The organism is Halostagnicola kamekurae (assembly GCF_900116205.1).
In the GTDB taxonomy this organism is placed as follows: domain Archaea; phylum Halobacteriota; class Halobacteria; order Halobacteriales; family Natrialbaceae; genus Halostagnicola; species Halostagnicola kamekurae.
Genome location: NZ_FOZS01000002.1, coordinates 303,447 through 319,169, shown reverse-complemented (window position 1 = coordinate 319,169; position 15,723 = coordinate 303,447). Strand labels below are relative to the sequence as shown.

The 15,723-nt window shown below is 65.3% G+C and carries 18 protein-coding genes; 12 read left to right on the top strand and 6 right to left on the bottom strand.

Going from position 1 to position 15,723, the window contains the following annotated elements; all coding sequences use genetic code 11:
• Nucleotides 1–102 precede the first annotated feature (102 nt).
• The 6 genes from cofG to BM348_RS09440 all read left to right on the top strand — a co-directional run bounded on the left by cofG (nucleotide 103) and on the right by BM348_RS09440 (nucleotide 6,776).
• The gene (gene cofG, locus BM348_RS09465) at nucleotides 103–1,251 is read left to right on the top strand and encodes a 7,8-didemethyl-8-hydroxy-5-deazariboflavin synthase subunit CofG (protein WP_092904318.1); all 1,149 of its coding nucleotides are present in this window, start codon (nucleotides 103–105) and stop codon (nucleotides 1,249–1,251) included.
• A 450-nt stretch (nucleotides 1,252–1,701) separates the two neighbouring features.
• Nucleotides 1,702–2,421, top strand: coding sequence for an ABC transporter ATP-binding protein (locus tag BM348_RS09460; RefSeq protein ID WP_394328091.1), 720 nt, complete (start codon nucleotides 1,702–1,704; stop codon nucleotides 2,419–2,421).
• Complete coding sequence (locus BM348_RS09455) at nucleotides 2,411–3,691, top strand: ABC transporter permease (protein WP_092904316.1); 1,281 nt, start codon at nucleotides 2,411–2,413, stop codon at nucleotides 3,689–3,691. The genes BM348_RS09460 and BM348_RS09455 overlap by 11 nt, the downstream gene beginning before the upstream one ends.
• On the top strand, nucleotides 3,688–4,959 hold the full coding sequence (locus BM348_RS09450; protein WP_092904314.1) for an ABC transporter permease: 1,272 nt from the start codon (nucleotides 3,688–3,690) through the stop codon (nucleotides 4,957–4,959). Before BM348_RS09455 ends, BM348_RS09450 begins: the two co-directional genes overlap by 4 nt.
• Nucleotides 4,960–5,061: 102 nt before the next feature.
• Nucleotides 5,062–6,063, top strand: a complete 1,002-nt coding sequence (locus BM348_RS09445) for an oxidoreductase (protein ID WP_092904313.1) — start codon at nucleotides 5,062–5,064, stop codon at nucleotides 6,061–6,063.
• Nucleotides 6,064–6,176: 113 nt separating this feature from the next.
• The gene (locus BM348_RS09440) at nucleotides 6,177–6,776 is read left to right on the top strand and encodes a DUF192 domain-containing protein (RefSeq protein WP_092904311.1); all 600 of its coding nucleotides are present in this window, start codon (nucleotides 6,177–6,179) and stop codon (nucleotides 6,774–6,776) included.
• A gap of 60 nt (nucleotides 6,777–6,836) precedes the next feature.
• Here the strand turns inward: BM348_RS09440 and BM348_RS09435 are convergent, their stop codons facing one another.
• Together BM348_RS09435 and cofH are read right to left on the bottom strand one after the other, a co-directional pair.
• Nucleotides 6,837–7,151 carry a hypothetical protein gene (locus tag BM348_RS09435; RefSeq protein ID WP_092904309.1) on the bottom strand — a complete coding sequence of 105 codons (315 nt, stop codon included), beginning with the start codon at nucleotides 7,149–7,151 and terminating at the stop codon, nucleotides 6,837–6,839.
• Between the two features lie 122 nt (nucleotides 7,152–7,273).
• On the bottom strand, nucleotides 7,274–8,647 hold the full coding sequence (cofH, locus tag BM348_RS09430) for a 7,8-didemethyl-8-hydroxy-5-deazariboflavin synthase subunit CofH (RefSeq protein WP_092904307.1): 1,374 nt from the start codon (nucleotides 8,645–8,647) through the stop codon (nucleotides 7,274–7,276).
• Between the two features lie 230 nt (nucleotides 8,648–8,877).
• On the opposite strand from cofH, the gene BM348_RS09425 reads away from it, so the two are divergent.
• Nucleotides 8,878–9,897 (top strand): phosphoribosylaminoimidazolesuccinocarboxamide synthase, encoded by a 1,020-nt coding sequence (locus BM348_RS09425; protein ID WP_092904305.1) that lies wholly within the window; start codon nucleotides 8,878–8,880, stop codon nucleotides 9,895–9,897.
• 201 nt (nucleotides 9,898–10,098) lie between these two features.
• On the opposite strand, the gene BM348_RS09420 is transcribed toward BM348_RS09425, so the two are convergent.
• Nucleotides 10,099–10,851 carry a CPBP family intramembrane glutamic endopeptidase gene (locus BM348_RS09420; protein ID WP_092904303.1) on the bottom strand — a complete coding sequence of 251 codons (753 nt, stop codon included), beginning with the start codon at nucleotides 10,849–10,851 and terminating at the stop codon, nucleotides 10,099–10,101.
• Between the two features lie 107 nt (nucleotides 10,852–10,958).
• Between BM348_RS09420 and BM348_RS09415 the strand changes: the two genes are divergently transcribed.
• The 3 genes from BM348_RS09415 to BM348_RS09405 all read left to right on the top strand — a co-directional run bounded on the left by BM348_RS09415 (nucleotide 10,959) and on the right by BM348_RS09405 (nucleotide 12,756).
• Nucleotides 10,959–11,831, top strand: a complete 873-nt coding sequence (locus tag BM348_RS09415; RefSeq protein WP_092904301.1) for an ArsR/SmtB family transcription factor — start codon at nucleotides 10,959–10,961, stop codon at nucleotides 11,829–11,831.
• Nucleotides 11,832–12,002: 171 nt separating this feature from the next.
• Entirely contained in the window at nucleotides 12,003–12,215 is a 213-nt protein-coding gene (locus BM348_RS09410; protein WP_092904299.1) for a hypothetical protein, read from the top strand.
• Nucleotides 12,216–12,432: 217 nt separating this feature from the next.
• Nucleotides 12,433–12,756: a DUF5789 family protein gene (locus BM348_RS09405; protein WP_092904297.1), complete on the top strand. Its 324-nt coding sequence runs from the start codon at nucleotides 12,433–12,435 to the stop codon at nucleotides 12,754–12,756.
• Nucleotides 12,757–12,841: 85 nt separating this feature from the next.
• Here the strand turns inward: BM348_RS09405 and BM348_RS09400 are convergent, their stop codons facing one another.
• Nucleotides 12,842–14,149, bottom strand: coding sequence for an acetamidase/formamidase family protein (locus tag BM348_RS09400; RefSeq protein ID WP_092904295.1), 1,308 nt, complete (start codon nucleotides 14,147–14,149; stop codon nucleotides 12,842–12,844).
• Between the two features lie 94 nt (nucleotides 14,150–14,243).
• Between BM348_RS09400 and BM348_RS21285 the strand changes: the two genes are divergently transcribed.
• The gene (locus BM348_RS21285; RefSeq protein WP_175507149.1) at nucleotides 14,244–14,384 is read left to right on the top strand and encodes a hypothetical protein; all 141 of its coding nucleotides are present in this window, start codon (nucleotides 14,244–14,246) and stop codon (nucleotides 14,382–14,384) included.
• Here the strand turns inward: BM348_RS21285 and BM348_RS09395 are convergent.
• Nucleotides 14,381–14,587: a hypothetical protein gene (locus BM348_RS09395; protein ID WP_092904293.1), complete on the bottom strand. Its 207-nt coding sequence runs from the start codon at nucleotides 14,585–14,587 to the stop codon at nucleotides 14,381–14,383. The genes BM348_RS21285 and BM348_RS09395 overlap by 4 nt on opposite strands.
• On the bottom strand, nucleotides 14,584–14,841 hold the full coding sequence (locus tag BM348_RS09390) for a HalOD1 output domain-containing protein (protein ID WP_092904291.1): 258 nt from the start codon (nucleotides 14,839–14,841) through the stop codon (nucleotides 14,584–14,586). Before BM348_RS09390 ends, BM348_RS09395 begins: the two co-directional genes overlap by 4 nt.
• A gap of 403 nt (nucleotides 14,842–15,244) precedes the next feature.
• Between BM348_RS09390 and BM348_RS21280 the strand changes: the two genes are divergently transcribed.
• Nucleotides 15,245–15,406, top strand: coding sequence for a DUF7576 family protein (locus tag BM348_RS21280; protein ID WP_175507148.1), 162 nt, complete (start codon nucleotides 15,245–15,247; stop codon nucleotides 15,404–15,406).
• The last annotated feature ends 317 nt before the right edge of the window (nucleotides 15,407–15,723 follow it).

Sequence of the window (15,723 nt, the reverse complement as noted above, 5' to 3'; positions counted from 1 at the left end):
GTCCGAGAGCGCGTCGATCGCGGGCTCGAACCGACGATATCCACCCCGGAATCGGCTCGAAGTGAAGCGCTTATGTGCCGAGCGACGACAGACCGAAGTAGAATGATCCCCGGCGCGAGCGACTACGATGTCTCGCTGTCGATCGACGACGAGGCGATCGATCGGCTGTGTGCCGTAACCCCCGAGGACGTCGAGCCAGCGCCGGAACTCAGCTTCGCCCGGAACGTGTTCGTCCCGCTGACGACGGCGTGTCGCTACACCTGCACGTACTGCACCTACTTCGACGGCCCCGGCAACGCCTCGCTGCTCTCGCTCGAGGAGGTCCGGGATATCTGCCGAACCGGCGCCGACGCCGGCTGTACGGAGGCGCTTTTCACGTTCGGCGACGACCCCGACGAGCGCTACACCGAGATCCACGACCAGCTCGCAGAGTGGGGTCACGACTCGATTCACACCTACCTTCGCGAGGCCTGCGAGGTCGCCCTCGAGGAGGGGCTGCTCCCGCACTCGAACCCCGGCGACCAGACGCGCGAGCAGATGGAAGCCGTCGCGGACGTGAACGCGAGCATGGGCGTGATGCTCGAGACGACCGCCGACGTCGACGCCCACGCGGGCCCGCGCCAGAAGAGCCCGGGCCAGCGCCTGCGGACGATCCGGACGGCTGGCGAACTCGACGTGGCGTTTACGACCGGCATCCTCGTCGGAATCGGTGAGTCGTGGTCGGATCGAGCCGAAAGCCTGCTTGCAATTCGCGAGATGCACGAGCGCTACGATCACGTCCAGGAGGTGATCGTCCAGCCGGTCTCGCGAAACGAGCGGTGGTCGGGCAACACGCCGGACCTCGAGACGATGCGACGCGTGACCGCCATGGCGCGGGTCGCGCTCCCCGAGGAGATCTCCGTGCAGGTCCCGCCGAACCTCGCGCCCGCCCGCGAGCTCCTCGACTGCGGCGTCGACGATCTCGGCGGCGTCTCGCCGATCACGGACGATCACATCAACCCCGACTACGCATGGCCCGCCCTGCGCGAACTCGAGGACATCGCGTCGGAAGCCGGCGTTCCCCTCCGCGAACGGCTCCCGGTGTACGAGCGATTCTTCGAGCCGTCGCTTCGAACGAACGACTTCGATGGCGTTCCCGCGGCGGGTGCCGACGAAGGGGGCTGGATCTCGCAGTCGATCCGGGAGGCGCTCGAGGCCGACGACGAGGCGGGCAGGCGGTACCGGTCGGTGCTTCGCGAGGGAACCCCGTGATCGACCCCGGTCCTGTTCGGAACGCGTAACTCGGTCACCTCTCGAGGGGGTCCGTATAATCGAAACTTACACCGACGCGTGAGGGCGCGTCGGAATCGTCCGACTCCGCCGATCCGCCGGAGCTGTACGAGTCCGTTTCACCCGCGAAGGGTGATCGAACACGGCTCGCGGGAACGACGTTCGAGGAGCGCGATCGAGTCCGGCGGGAGTCCGCTCACCGGAGCACCGCGGGGCGAGTTTCGAAACCGAAACGCTCGGCGAGAATCGGCGTCTCGAGGGGACACAGCGTTCTCGAGTGGCGGTCGGCGTTCCTGACGTACGGCTGATTCGAAACCGCCGCCTGTCTCCGGGAAGCCGGACTGAAACAATGGGTCCGTAGCCCGTCCGCCGGAGTACGCCGTGAGGATACCCAATCGATCACTCCGACGCTCGAGTTCGGCGGACACCGAGGTGACGGTCGATGACGAGACGGGGCCCGCCGTCCGCCTCGAGGACGTCCGTCACGAGTACGGCTCGACGACCGGCCGGTTCCGCTCGCGCTCCGAGCAGGCGGTGACCGCGCTTCGCGACGTTTCCATCGACGTGGAACGGGGCGAAGTCCTCGGGCTCGAGGGCCCGAGCGGGAGCGGCAAGTCGACGATCCTCCACGCGATCGCGGGACTGCTGGTTCCCACGGCGGGTGCCGTCTCCGTGCTGGGGACCGACCTCACCGAGTTATCTGACCGGGGACGGACGCGGACCCGTCGCCGCCACGTCGGGATCGTCTTCCAGCGCTTTCACCTGCTCCAGTCGCTTTCGGCCCGGGCGAACGTCGCGTTACCGCTCGTCCAGGTCGGCCTTCCGAAGTCGGCGCGACGGGAGCGTGCGACGACGCTGCTCTCGGAGGTCGGCCTCGAGGATCGGGTCACGCACCTGCCCGGCGAACTCAGCGGCGGGGAGCGACAGCGCGTCGCGATCGCGCGGGCGCTGTCGACGGACCCCGACATCCTCGTCGCCGACGAGCCCACGGGCGAACTCGACACCGATACCGGAGCGAACGTCCTCGAGTTGCTGACCGACGTGGGTCGCGACAGGGCCGTGATCGTGGCGTCCCACGACGCCGCGACGCTCGCCGTCGCCGATCGGGTGGTGACGCTCCGGGACGGGACGGTGATCGAGGATGAGCGATGAGCCCCGGGGGTCGGCGATCGACACCGCCGGAGCCGGGCGACGCCACCGCTGGCGCGGCCTCGTCGGCGTCTCGACCGTCAGGCTCTGGCACCGCCAGACCCGGACCAATTCGAGTCGGATTCGGATGGCGGTCGTCGTCGTCGCGCTCACGATCGCCCTGCTGGTTTGTATCAGCGGCATCGCGCTGGCGCTCGCCGACGGTGGGGCGATGCAGACGGACGACGCCGACGTGACGATATCGCCGGAGGGGAGCGGTTCGCTCTCGACCGTCGACGGCGTCGAGAGCGCGCGACTCGGGGACACGAACGAGCGAGCGGCGCAGATCCGATCGGCGGAGGGGGTCGAACACGCCTCGCCGGTGCTCGTCGAGCCGACGAAATTCGAGACGCCGGGCGGCGAGACCCGGACGGTACTCCTCGTCGGCGTCGTGCCGGACGACACCTCACGAACCGTTGCCGGCCTCTCGACGGCGGCCCTCGAGCCTGGCGACTCCCATTACGACGGTGGTTCCTACGCGGGTCCGACGGAGCGACAGCTCGTGCTCTCCTCGAGCGCCGCGGATCGGCTCGACGCCTCGGAAGGCGACGAACGGACCGTCTCGAGCGGCGTCGTCGAAGCTGCGATCCCGTCGCTGACCGTCGCCGAAGTCGACGACGCCGGAGCGGCGGGCGAGAGCGACGCGCCGATCGCGCTGGTTCACCTGAGCGAGCTGCAGACGTTCGCCGGCAGCAGCGACGACCAGCTCGCGGATCGAGTCCTCGTGTGGGGCGAACCCGCGGCCGCGGAGTCGGCGGCGACGGCGGCGTATCCGGACGCGACCGTCGAGTCGGCGAGCGGGGGAGATCCGATGGCGCTGTTCGACGACGGGCTCGCGTTCGCGACGAGCGCCGTCGCCGTGCTCATCGGCGTGACGATCTGCGCCTCGTTCGTCGCGACGACGATGGGGATGGCAGTCGATCGTGACCGGCGAACGCTCGCCGTCTTGCAGACGGTCGGGATCCCGCTGTCGGGCCGGCTCGTCGTCGTCGCCGTGGCGACGATGGTCGCAACGCTGTGCGGCGCAATCGTCGGGATCGTTCTGGGCGGCCTCGGAATCGCCGCGATCAACGCCGTCGCCGGCGCGACCGTGGCGTCGGGGACCGTCGCGATGGCCCATCCGATATTCGTCCCGTACGCGCTCGCGGTCGCGCTCGTCGCCGGCGCGCTCGCGGTTCCGTACCCGCTCGCGATCGCGGTCAGAACCTCCGTCCTGTCCGAGGTGGGACGATGATCGGGCGAGTCGCGGCGAGACTGCGCGCGGCGGTCGGACTCCGACGCCGGAGCGCTCGAGCGAGCGGCGTCGTCGGCGTCGCGTTCGCCCAGATCCGCCGCGCCCCCAGGCGAACCGTCCTCGCCGTGCTCGCGGTCGCGCTGGTCGTCCTCTCGGTGACGCTGCTCGCGAGCCTCGGCGTCGGCGTCGTCGCCATCGGCGAGGACGGCCTCGAGAACGCCAACCGGGACATCTGGCTCTCGAGCGATCCGATCGATCCGGCCGCCAGCGGGACCGAAAATCCGATTGGCGGCGCACACAAGGTGACCGCCGATCTCGAGGCGCGCGAGGACGTGAGTTCCGCCTCCCCGATCGCGATGTACGAGGTCTACGTCGGAACGAATCCCGGGGAGTTAGAACGGACGTCCGCGGTCGGCGTCCCGCAGACCCACTCTGGGTTCGACTTTCAGGCTGGCGGCGGGTTCGAAATCGAAGAGGAGGCGGCCGAGGAAGCCATGACCGAGGGCGAACCGACGACCGAGGAGGTCGTCCTCGATCCGGCGACGGCCGATCGGCTCGACGCGTCGCCGGGCGATACCGTCTATCTCGGTACCAGCCGGCAATCTGCGCCGGAGTACGAATTCACCGTGGTCGGCACCTCCGGGTACTACTCGCAGTACCTCGGCTCGAAAGCGTCGGCCGTTCCGCTGCCCGATCTGCTGGCCGTCGCCGGCACGTCCGGAACCGACCGGTCGACGTTCGTCACCGCGGACGCCGCACCGGGGGAAGACCCGCGGGCGGTCGCGGCCGACATCGACGCCGCGTACCCGGAATACGACGTTCGAGCGAGCGACGAGCAGATCGGCGCGATGGCCGAGAAGCGGCCGCTCGTCCTCGCCAGCGGCCTGACGCTGGTCGGCCTCGCCGTCGTCGGCGGCGTCGTCCTCACCGTGAACCTGTTCGCGCTCGTCGCCTCCCAGCAGCGCGAGGAACTGGCAGCCCTGCGGGCGATCGGCCTCTCGAGGTGGGTCCTCGCCGGCACGATTGGCGCGCAGGGACTCGTCATCGGACTGCTCGGCGGGGTCGCCGGTCTCCTCGCCACGCCGGCGCTGGCGGCGGGACTCAACCGAATCGTGACCGACGTCATCGGCTTCGAACGGCTCCTGCGGACGCCCCTCGAGGTGTACGTCGTCGGGTTCGTCCTCGCCGCTCTCGTCGGCACTATCGTCGCTCTCGTCGCCGGCTGGCGGGCCGGTCGGTACGCACGGATCGAACACCTCGAGGCCTGAGAGCACCGTCTGTCTCGCAGCCTGAACGCGGTTGGCGGCTCAAAAGTCGACGCCAGCGCCCGCGACCCGAGCTATCAAACGGCTGTGGCCCGTATCAGGGGTATGAGCTGGACCGCGGCCGACGTTCCTGACCAGTCGGGGCGCACAGTCGTCGTCACCGGCGCGAACAGCGGCATCGGCTTCGAAGCGACGCGAGTGCTCGCAGACCGCGGCGCGACGGTCGTCATGGCCTGTCGCAGCGTCGACCGCGGCGAGTCGGCCGCCGAGGAGATCCGGACCGAGAACGGACCCGACCTCGAGGGCGAACTCGTCGTCGCGGAACTCGACCTCGCCGACCTCGAGTCGGTCCGATCGTTCCCCGAGCGGTTCGACGAGGCGGTCAACCGCGACGGCGACTCCTCGGAAACCGAAATCGACGTGTTGGTGAACAACGCGGGCGTGATGGCGATTCCGCGCCGCGAGACGGCCCAGGGGTTCGAGATGCAGTTCGGTGTCAATCACCTCGGACACTTCGGGCTCACCGCCGTCCTGTTCGATCGCCTCGCGAGCGACGTCCGCGTCGTCACCGTCTCGAGCGGCCTCCACGAGCGCGGGGAGATCGACTTCGACGACCTGCAGGGCGAGGGCGACTACAGCAGGCAGGGAGCCTACGCCCAGTCGAAGCTGGCGAACCTGCTCTTCGCCTACGAACTCGACCGGCGACTCGACTCGGTCTCGCCGAACGCACTGAGCGCGGGCGTCCACCCCGGCTACGCCGACACGTCGCTGCAGGCTCGAGCGCCCGAGATGGACGGCTCGGTCACCCGCAAGCTCCTGATGGACGCCGCGAACGCCGTGCTCGCCCAGTCGGCGGCAAAGGGCGCGCTGCCAACGCTGTACGCGGCGACCGCGAGCGACGTCCAGGGAGGGGAGTACTACGGCCCCGGCGGCTTCATGAACATGCGCGGCGCGCCGGAACGCCAGCGCTCGGCCGAGCAGTCCTACGACCGCGAGACGGCCCGAAAGCTCTGGGACGTCTCCGAGGAGTTGACCGGGATCGAGTTCGACCTCGAGGAACGTGCCGACGATACCGAGCGTGTCGATCAACACAGCGCCGAAAACTAATCACCGAGTTAGCGGAGCGGCCGAAACAAAAGCGGCGCGCTCGAGGGAAACGTACACGTACACGTGACCGTTGACAAATATTTATCAGTGGCTTCGTGGTCAGAAACGGATAGATGACCCCACCTCGGCCACCGACCTCGGATCGCAGAACCGTACTAACCGGCCTCGCCGCCAGCGTCGGCGTTCTCGGCCTCGCCGGGTGTACCGAATCCGAGGATAGCGACCCGACGAGCGGAAACACGAGCGCGAGCGGCGACGACGAGAGTGGCGAGGAGACGAACTCGAGCGACGACTCCTCGGAGATACACGCAAGCTACGACAAGACCGAGGTCAGCGTGATGACTCTCGACGGCGAGGAACTCGGGGAGGTGACGGCGGCGGTCGCCGTCACGTCCGAACTGCAGAATCTCGGGCTCAGCGACACCGAGGAGTTGCCCGAGGATCGAGGCATGATCTTCATCAACAGGTCCGAGCAGGACCTGCGATTCGTCATGCGGGATATGTCCTTCGGTATCGACATCATCTACGCCGACAGCGAGGGCGTCATCACGGGGATTCACCACGCGCCAGAGCCCGGCCCGAACGAGGACGGCTCCGAACAGGTGTATCCGGGCTACGGCCAGTTCGTCCTCGAGGTCAACTACGAGTGGACGACAGAACGGGGCATCGAAGAGGGCGACGTGCTCGAGTTTTCCTATTCGGGTTCGGGGTGAGCGGGATGCCCTCAAGGACAGCGAACGGATATCACGGCTCACTTCTCGAGATAACTGCACTCACGTGGAAGCAGTGCCAGTGGTGAGACGACGGTACCACGTGGCGAAATCCAGAATGGCGCCACCGATGAGCACCAGACCGAGCAGGATGTCGCCAATAGAAAGCCAGTAGAGGCCGATAATGGCGACGACACTGCTGGCCACGCCGGCGAGGACCCATTCGCGGATATCGAACAGTTCGCTACCCAACAAAATCGCACTGATCGAGACGAACGACACGACCCAGACAGTGTCGTGCGGGCGCGACACTCCGACGACGAATATCAGGAGCGCCAGAGCAACGGTACCGAGAGATATCTGGTCCGTCGACTGCATTACTTACAATTCACCGATGGAAGAGTAAAAAGCATCGTCTCAGGTGGTACACGGACGGATCACGGCGTACGGAGAGCGGTTTCGGATTAGTCCGCGAACGCGACTGCGAGGCAAAAACGGCGTCAGTCGTCGGCGGGAACGGTATCGTCGCCTCGAGCCAGCAACGGCGTGCCGTCGGCTTTCGGCCCGAGTTGCGGTCCGAACGGCGGATCGTCGGGGTCGACGACGCGGCGTTTTTCGTAGTCCGTCGAGCGCTCGACGGGGACGCGTCCGATCGAGGTGATGAGGTCGACGTAGTCCTCGACCGAGCGGAACTCGCCGTACTCGCCGCCGGCCCGTTTGGTGATCTCCTCGGAGAGGATCGTTCCCATGAAGTCGTCTGCGCCACAGGAAAGCATCTTCAGGCCCTGCTGGTCGCCGTATTTCACCCACGAGGACTGGATGTGATCGATGTTGTCGAGGAAGAGCCTCGAGACGGCGATCAGCAGTTCGTCCTCGTCGGTGCTCGCGCCGCTGGAGACGACATCGTGTTCGTACAGCGGTGTGTTCTGGTGGATGAACGAGAGGGGAACGAACTCGGCGATCGCGCCGTCGACGCGCTCTTGGAGGTCGCGGATGCGTTTTAAGTGCATCACTCGGTGAGCCTCGTTTTCGACGTGGCCGTACATGATCGTCGAGGTGAGCCCGTGGCCGGCGTCGGCCGCGGCTTCCATCGCCTCGAGCCAACCGTCGGTGCTGATCTTGCCGGGGCAGATCACCTCCCGGACCTCCTCAACGAGGATCTCGGCCGCGGTGCCGGGGACGGTATCGAGGCCGGCGTCTCGAAGGCGGCTGTAGACATCCTCGTAGGACCAGTCGGTCCCACGCCGAGCGTGGTAGGCTTCCTCGGGAGTCATCGAGTGGACGTGGACGCCGTCGACGCTCATCGCCTCCATCTGTTCGGCGTAGGTGCCGGGATCGGTGTCGTACCGTTCTGGCGGCTTGAAGTTGACCTCCTTGCGGTTTTCGGTCGCCTCGAGGATCTCTAAGTGTTCGTCGTCCAGCGCGAACGCGGGGTGGAGCCCCGAAACTGAGGTGACTTCGTAGATACCCCGGTCGGCCGCGTTGCTGACGATCTCTCGAGACTCGGCGGGAGTTTTGGTAAAGCCCTGGCTCTCCATCTCGGCGTCGGATTCGAACGTGTGGGCGGCGTCCTTGAAGTTACAGAACAGACAGCCGACGTTACAGGCCGTCGTGACGTTGTTGTTCAGGTTCGCGATGAAGGTGACCTCCTCGCCGACGACGTCCGCGCGCCGGCGGTCCGCGGCCTCGAGGACCCGTTCTTTCCGTCGCTGGTCGATCCCGTCGACGTCCGTTCCCGTCGTCAACAGTTCGATCCCGTCGTCGACTGTGAGTCGGTTCTTGTTCCGTGCTTTCTCGAGCGCGTTCTCGAACGACTGATCGGTCTCGGGAACATGCTCGAACTCGAGGTCCGCCTCGGTCACCGGTCGCTCCATCGTAGCAATGAACCCGTTACAGCGCCAAAAACGTGGTGAAACGCGGCTGAAGTCGCCGCTATCTCCGAGCGCGGCTTCCGGAGGGATCGTCTCGAACCGAACACTTCCCGCCCGCAGCCGCTGTAAGTACATCGAGCGAGCGGATCCGCGACGAATACTGAAACCTTCTTACCATGGGGACACGGCACGTTGAGTATGAACCGCGGGGGCCACTCGGCGAGGTGCCACGAATGACGAGCGTCAAGGAGTTTCGCATCGAGGAACCGGCGACGGCCGACTCGCTCGGCCGCGGCGCGTTCGTCTTCACCGACGATTACTCGGTGTTCGATTGGGGCAAGATGCCGGACCAGATCCCACAGAAGGGAGCGACGCTCTGTACGATGGGCGCGTTCAACTTCGAACTGCTCGAGCGGGCGGGCGTACCGACCCACTACCGCGGCGTCGGCGTGAACGGCGACGTGAGCCGACTCGAAGACGCGTCGCGCCCGCCCTGGGAGATGGAGATCGATCTGACGCAGGTTCCCGACCTCCCGAACGAGGGGAGAGAGTACGACTACGAGTCCTATCACGCCGAGGCGGGCTCTAACTACCTGATCCCCCTCGAGATCGTCTTCCGGAACACGGTGCCGATTGGCTCGAGTCTCCGCCGGCGGACCGAACCGGCGGACCACGGCCTCGAGTTCTCGAGTTGGCCCGACGAACCCGTCGACCTCGACGAACCCATCGTCGAGTTTTCGACGAAGTACGAGGAGGGCGACCGATACCTCGACCGCGAGGAGGCTGATTACATCGCGGGCGAGGCGTCGATCACGGACCTCGAAGCGCTCGCTCGCGAAGTCAACGAGATCATCACCGAGCAGGCGACCGGGGCCGACCTGGTCCACCAGGACGGCAAGATCGAGTGTCTCACCTTCGACGGCGAGATTCGGGTCGCCGACGTGGTCGGCACGTTCGACGAGAACCGGTTCAGCCACGAGGGGACCCAGCTATCGAAGGAGGTGCTCCGACAGTACCACAAGCGGACCCAGCCCGAGTGGGTCGAGTCGGTCAAGCACGCCAAAGCCGAGGCCGAGCGCCGCGACGTCGCCGACTGGAAGTCGCTGTGCGAACGGGACCCGGAACCGCTCGACGAGGAAGTCATCGAGACGGCTCGAGACCTCTACTGTGCAGGCACCAACGCATACACCGGACTCGATCTCTTCGACGCGCCGCCGCTCTCGAGTGCGATCGGCGCGGTCAGTCGGCTGTAACGACGGGTTCGTCGAAACGACGGCGAACGAACTCGCTTCTCGCCGAGACAGGTAGCTCGCAGATCCGGACAGTGCACGAGGTGGTTTTTCGGTGGTGGGTCATTCTGATAGCCGGAGTCGGGGCTATCCGAGCGCAAAGAGGGCGGGGCGGAGAAACGCGGTGGATCCGCCGTCTGGGAGCGTCACCGACGGTGGAACGAACTATACGAAGGCCATCGAACCGAGAAACAGAATCGCGTTGAACGCACCGTGAACGAACACGGGGACGACGAGCGTGTTCGTTCGTTCGTAGGTCGCGCCGAAGATCGCGCCCATTACGGTGTAGTACGCGATCATGTGTACGATACTCGCGGCCGACGGTTCCAGCAAGAGGATCGGATACACGTGGAAAAACGAGAACACGAATCCGGCCACTCCAATGGCCGCGGCCGGTCCGAACGCCGCTCGCAGACGACCTTGAATCACGCCACGAAACAGGAACTCCTCGACGGGAGCGACGACGAGCAGCGACAGCACCGCACCGAGGACCAGAACGGTGGCCGACGAGGAATCATACCCCGCATACTCCGTGAATCCCGGTGACACCTCGACGGCGGGTATCAATGCGTCAGTACTGGCAAACGAGAGCGTTACAGCGGCGAGCCCGGCAGCGAGGCCCGCGACGGCGACACCCCAATCGTGCCTGTTCGGTGACTGAATCGGAACGTCGACGGCCGGCCGATACCACATGTACCCACTGCCGACGACGAGAAACGAACCCTCGACCACGAGCAGGCTGAGAACGAACGTTACCCATTCCGATCCCGGCTGGAACAGGACGGTGAGGAGACTAAACGCCGTATTCGAGAGAATCGCGGCGATGCCGAGAAGCGCGACGATTACCAACGCACGGCCTCGAGACATCCGCTCGACGGACGACTCGAGCGCGTCGGTCTGGCTTGTCGTTTCGACCATAGACGACATGTCGAACCGTTCGTAAATATGTATTCTCTGAACGGATTTTAAGTAGCGTGCTTGTCATATTCGGAATAGCTATCCGAATCGCGACCGATCGCAGACGCATGACCGACGCGAATCGGGCCGTTCCGGACGACGCGTACGCGGCCCTCGGCGACGAAACGCGACTCGAGATTCTGTTCGAACTCGCCGACCACTACGAAGCGGCCTGGTCGGCCGGTTGGCTGTCCTTTTCGACCCTCTGCGAGCGGGTCGACGTCGACGACACGAGCCGATTCAACTACCACCTCCAGACGTTACAGGACGAGTTCGTCGTCAAGGAAAACGAACAGTACCGGCCGACGATAGCCGCCCTCGAGGTCGTCACGGCGGTTCGATCGGGAACGTACGACGGTGAGACCGAACCGTGCGAGAACGTCATCGACGAGCGCTGCCCCCATTGTGATCAGCAGCTGGTCGCCCGCCACGACAGGCACTTGCTGATGCTCGCCTGCCCCGAGCACGGCACCACGCTCGGCTATCCGGTCCCGCCAGTCGCCGCCAGCCACCAGCCACTCGAGGTGCTCGTGGAACTCGCGCTCCGGCGGCACGCCGCCGATATCGAATCGGTTCGTCGCGGGGTCTGTCCGTACTGCTGGGGGCCCGCTACGATTTCGTTTCCGCGGGAATCGCTCCCGGAACTGTACCTCCGACGCGAGACGGTCTACGCGACGGTCGCCTGCGAGGCGTGCTGGATGTCCTATCCGGTACCGGTTCCCGAACTACTCGCGCGTCTCCCGGCCGTCGTCTCGCTGTACGACGACCACGACCTCGGTCCGCTCGAGACGCAACTCGGGCCGAGAGACCTCTCTAGCGTGAGCGAGGTCGAACTGCTCGAGAGCGGGATGGCTACCGTCGACATCGCCCTCGACGGGACGCGACTCGAAGTCGTCATCGACGGTGACGGGAAAATACAGCAGTGTAAGCGATCCGACTGATGTGATCTCCGGACCCACTCGAGAGAATCGAGCGGTAGTGCTAACTAGAAGGGGTCATTCCGAGCCCTCTCCATACCTGCTAGCTGTTAACACCAAACATTGTGTTAGCACGGAATCCGAAAAAGTAACGCTCATATTACGCGACTCCAAAGGGCCGCTAGACATCAGTTCATGTCCCTCGAAACTGGCGCGACCGTGACAGCTAGCATCGTTCCGTCCGATCCGACGATGGGTGTCGCCGCGTTCGCGAGCGTAGCACTGGCCCTGATCGTCGGAGCCATGCTGTTTCTCACGTTAACATCGACGGCCTCGGTCTCGGACGCACCCCGTGCGTCGACGACGAACTCGAACGCGTCCGCCAAAGCCGCCGAAACGGACGACTGAGAACGACGATCTGACTTTCGAGGGCGGTTCGGTTCAGCCGCTCGACTATCGACCGAACTGAAGAGCGAGCGGCTTCGTTTTTCGATCGAGCAGGCGGCGAAGCGTAGTCGAGACCGCCGATAGTGAGAACGCGCTCTCTGCAGAACTGACCGGGATGCCGTCATGCTCACCCCTCGCTTGTTTACCGCTCGTCGTGGAAGGGGCAGGCGGTCGAAAGATGAGCAACTCTTACAGTCCCACCCGCGAACTCGGCATCGAATTCGGCGAACTCGAGGAAAAGCTTGCCGACCACGGCTATCCCGCGACGAACGAGGAACTCGTCGAGACTTACGGCGAGTACCCACTCGAGCTCCCGGACGGCTCGGAGTCGCTCGAGGAGCTGCTGGGTATGACGTCGAACGAAACCTACAACTCGCCGGCCGAAGCGCGCCAGGCCATCTTCAACATGGTCGATAGCAGGGCGATCGGCCGGAAGTTCTACTCCGACCGGACGCCGCCGGCGCTCGGCGAGACTCGAGAGGACGAACAGATCTCGTTCTAACCGCCCGTTGCCTGCGAATCGTCTCGCTCGCCCGCGAACGAGCAGCCGGCCCGGAGATCGGACTGCCTGTGAACGAGCAGCCGACCTAGAGATCGTACTGCTCGCGAACGAGGTGTGCGAGACCGCGTTCTTCGAGGACGGTCATCGGCGCGAGCAGGTCGAGCTGGACGACGCCGGGGAGCCGGCCGATCTGGACGCCGCCGGTGAACGTACACCGCGATCGAACTTCGCCTTCACTCATCTCGAGGAGCGCGCCCGCCCGGTCGAAGGCGTTCTGGGTCGCGTCGTTGACCGTCTCGCCGCTGCCAATCACCTGAATCGGGCCCATCTCCTCCTCGAGGGCGACGCCGTGTTCGGCGGCGAGGTCCCGACCGGATTCCCGTTCCTCGTCGCTGTAGGGCTTGCTGATGAACGGGAGGTCCTCCTCGTTCGGGAGGAGAAGCGGTCCCTCGAGGTCGAGTCCGTCGATCACTTCGACGTCCATCCGCACGGTTCCGCTGACGTCCGTCGTGTGCAGGGAGAGTTCGCCGTCGCCCTGATTCGCGTGGAGATCGCCGACGTAGACGCCGCCGCCGTCGACCTTCACCGGGCAGATGAGCGTCGCGCCGGCCCGCACCTCCGGCACGTCCATGTGGCCGTCGGTGCGAGCCTCGAGGTCCTCCTGGGTCTCGACGCCGTAGTCGTGCTCCGCGCCGACGAGGAACTGCCCGAAGTCGCCCGCGTTGTGCGAATCCGGGAGCGTCACCGGCGGCGTCGTCCCAACGTTGCCGATGAACGGGCGAAGCCGACCGAGCGTGCCCGGCATCTCGTCCGGTTCGTAGAGCAGGATCGGGTGCTGTCTCGAGTTCTCCGGGATGTCCATCACTTCGGCCGCGTCCGTCGCGAGTTCGTGGGCGGCGTCGCCGTCGAGCGTGATGCCGACCTCGTGGTCGTCGTCGAACGCGACGGTGTAGCCGTACTCGAAGCCGAACGAGGAGGCGTTCGCGCCGCACTCGGCGCACTTGATCGCGTCCTCGCCGGTCCCCTCGACGACGCTCTCGGGCCACGTGGTTCCGCACTCGGGACAGCGGTGGTCGACGAACGGATCGTCGTCGAACGCGCCCTCCCGTTCGGCCATCGACCCGGTACTGGTCGCCATGCTGGTCACCGACACGTCCCGAATCCGCAGCGCGATGGCGTCGCCGACCGTCGCGCCCTCGACGCGAATCGGCCGCGTGACCTCGTGGCCGCCCCGAAAGTCCGGCGTGATCATCGGCCCCCAACAGCCCGGCGGCGTGTAGGTCTCGATCGTTCCCCCGTCGGCGACGGTGCCGGCCCACTCCTGATCGGGGCCGACCAGCCCGAGCGTGTACTGATCGACGAACAGCTCCTGTTGGACCTCTTGCTGTGCCATAACGTACCAAGCTACGGACTCCGAGCTAATAAGCGGAACCGTCGTCCGGCTATCTCGTCGCGGCGGGCTCGACCTGCGAACGACGGTCAAATACGTGCTCGATGCTCGAGACCGAATCGGAACTCGAGACACCCAGTCGACGCGACACAGCGCCGCTCGAGTTGCCATCGCAGTGATGGGCTGGCGGCTCGGGCGCTCGACCGAGGTACTCGTTCGAGCGTCGATTCCCGACTAGTCGTCGCTCGAGTCCTCGAGCGAGGGATTTCGGACACGGCAGCCACAGGGCTGTGCTTGGGTGGCCATCGGCCCGCCGCTGGTCACGAGCGCGACCGACTCGCCACAGCGCGGACAGTCGGGCAACGACGGGCCGTCGGCGTCGTCGACCGGCGTCGAGTCGCGGTCGTCCTGCGACGGAGATCCGGTATCGTCGCCGCTCATGATCGGTCGGCTCGAGTCCCGTCGGATTCACCGTGAGATCCGTCGGATTCGACCCGCGGGCCGTCGGCCGTCACCACGAGCGTCCGGCCACGAATCGAGACCCGAATCTCGAGCGAGTCGTCGGCCGAGTCGACGACCCGTTCGAGCGCCTCGGGGTCGATTTCGTCGGCGAGGCGATACTCGTCGCTGGGGAGTCCGGCCGACTCGAGCGCCTCGACGATTTCGACGGTGAGCGAGGCGTTCGAGGCCCTCATCGGGCGATCACCTCGAGACGCGTTGCTGTCGGCGTGGTTGGTGTTTGATTCAACTGTCGTACGGGACGTTTAAGCCCGCGGAGAAGTAATCCAGACATGCTGACAAACCCCGGTAGGGTTTAGAAGCCACGTCTCGGGTGTTGCTGCACCCGGGGCATTTTCGTACGCCCCCTCGGGAGTGCGCGACTTCCATCTGAGACCACGCATTGGTGAGCTATGTACTTACTGTTTCTGTTGGAAAGAAACACAGTCCGCGCTGACTCGAGGTGAGATCGGGTGCTCGAGAGAGAACGCGATGAGCGACGAATTACGGCTGATAGACGCCCGCTGGTCGAATTTCGCTCTCGTGGCCAATACTGACCCAACAGGTTCGTTCAAGTGCGTTTCGGCCCACGTGTCGCTCATGACTGATTCACCGGACGACGATGACGGACCACGGTGTGACAACTGCGGCGACCCGATCGAGGCGAGTCCGAACAGGCGAGTCGTAACGAACCTCGAGGACGGCGAGGCGGCCTACAGCAATTTCTGCGACGACGACTGTCTCGAGGAGTGGCGGTCCTGAACACCTAGTTTCGAACATGACTCATCCGCGGAAGCGGTCGAGTTACATTCTATCGGCTTCAGAAACCATATATAAATAACTCGTTCACCACTGAACGAGTATGTGTGAGCAGTCGACCGATGACGATACATCGGAGTGGGCGAATTCTCGGTTTCGCCCCGACTCACTCGGACGTGCCTTCGGAATCCTCTTCGTCGCATCCATAGGTTCGTTCGTACTCTCGACGATGGGACTCATAGCACTGGGCTGGTGGCTGCCCGCAGACGCACCGAAGTTTTCGGTGGGTGATCCACCCGTTCTCGCCTTACTCGGGTCGT

Coding starts and splice junctions, on each gene's coding strand:
- cofG (WP_092904318.1), top strand. CDS start 103: ATGATCCCCGGCGCGAGCGACTACGATGTCTCGCTGTCGATCGACGAC.
- BM348_RS09455 (WP_092904316.1), top strand. CDS start 2,411: ATGAGCGATGAGCCCCGGGGGTCGGCGATCGACACCGCCGGAGCCGGG.
- BM348_RS09450 (WP_092904314.1), top strand. CDS start 3,688: ATGATCGGGCGAGTCGCGGCGAGACTGCGCGCGGCGGTCGGACTCCGA.
- BM348_RS09445 (WP_092904313.1), top strand. CDS start 5,062: ATGAGCTGGACCGCGGCCGACGTTCCTGACCAGTCGGGGCGCACAGTC.
- BM348_RS09440 (WP_092904311.1), top strand. CDS start 6,177: ATGACCCCACCTCGGCCACCGACCTCGGATCGCAGAACCGTACTAACC.
- BM348_RS09435 (WP_092904309.1), bottom strand. CDS start 7,151: ATGCAGTCGACGGACCAGATATCTCTCGGTACCGTTGCTCTGGCGCTC.
- cofH (WP_092904307.1), bottom strand. CDS start 8,647: ATGGAGCGACCGGTGACCGAGGCGGACCTCGAGTTCGAGCATGTTCCC.
- BM348_RS09425 (WP_092904305.1), top strand. CDS start 8,878: ATGACGAGCGTCAAGGAGTTTCGCATCGAGGAACCGGCGACGGCCGAC.
- BM348_RS09420 (WP_092904303.1), bottom strand. CDS start 10,851: ATGGTCGAAACGACAAGCCAGACCGACGCGCTCGAGTCGTCCGTCGAG.
- BM348_RS09415 (WP_092904301.1), top strand. CDS start 10,959: ATGACCGACGCGAATCGGGCCGTTCCGGACGACGCGTACGCGGCCCTC.
- BM348_RS09410 (WP_092904299.1), top strand. CDS start 12,003: ATGTCCCTCGAAACTGGCGCGACCGTGACAGCTAGCATCGTTCCGTCC.
- BM348_RS09405 (WP_092904297.1), top strand. CDS start 12,433: ATGAGCAACTCTTACAGTCCCACCCGCGAACTCGGCATCGAATTCGGC.
- BM348_RS09400 (WP_092904295.1), bottom strand. CDS start 14,149: ATGGCACAGCAAGAGGTCCAACAGGAGCTGTTCGTCGATCAGTACACG.
- BM348_RS09395 (WP_092904293.1), bottom strand. CDS start 14,587: ATGAGCGGCGACGATACCGGATCTCCGTCGCAGGACGACCGCGACTCG.
- BM348_RS09390 (WP_092904291.1), bottom strand. CDS start 14,841: ATGAGGGCCTCGAACGCCTCGCTCACCGTCGAAATCGTCGAGGCGCTC.
- BM348_RS21280 (WP_175507148.1), top strand. CDS start 15,245: ATGACTGATTCACCGGACGACGATGACGGACCACGGTGTGACAACTGC.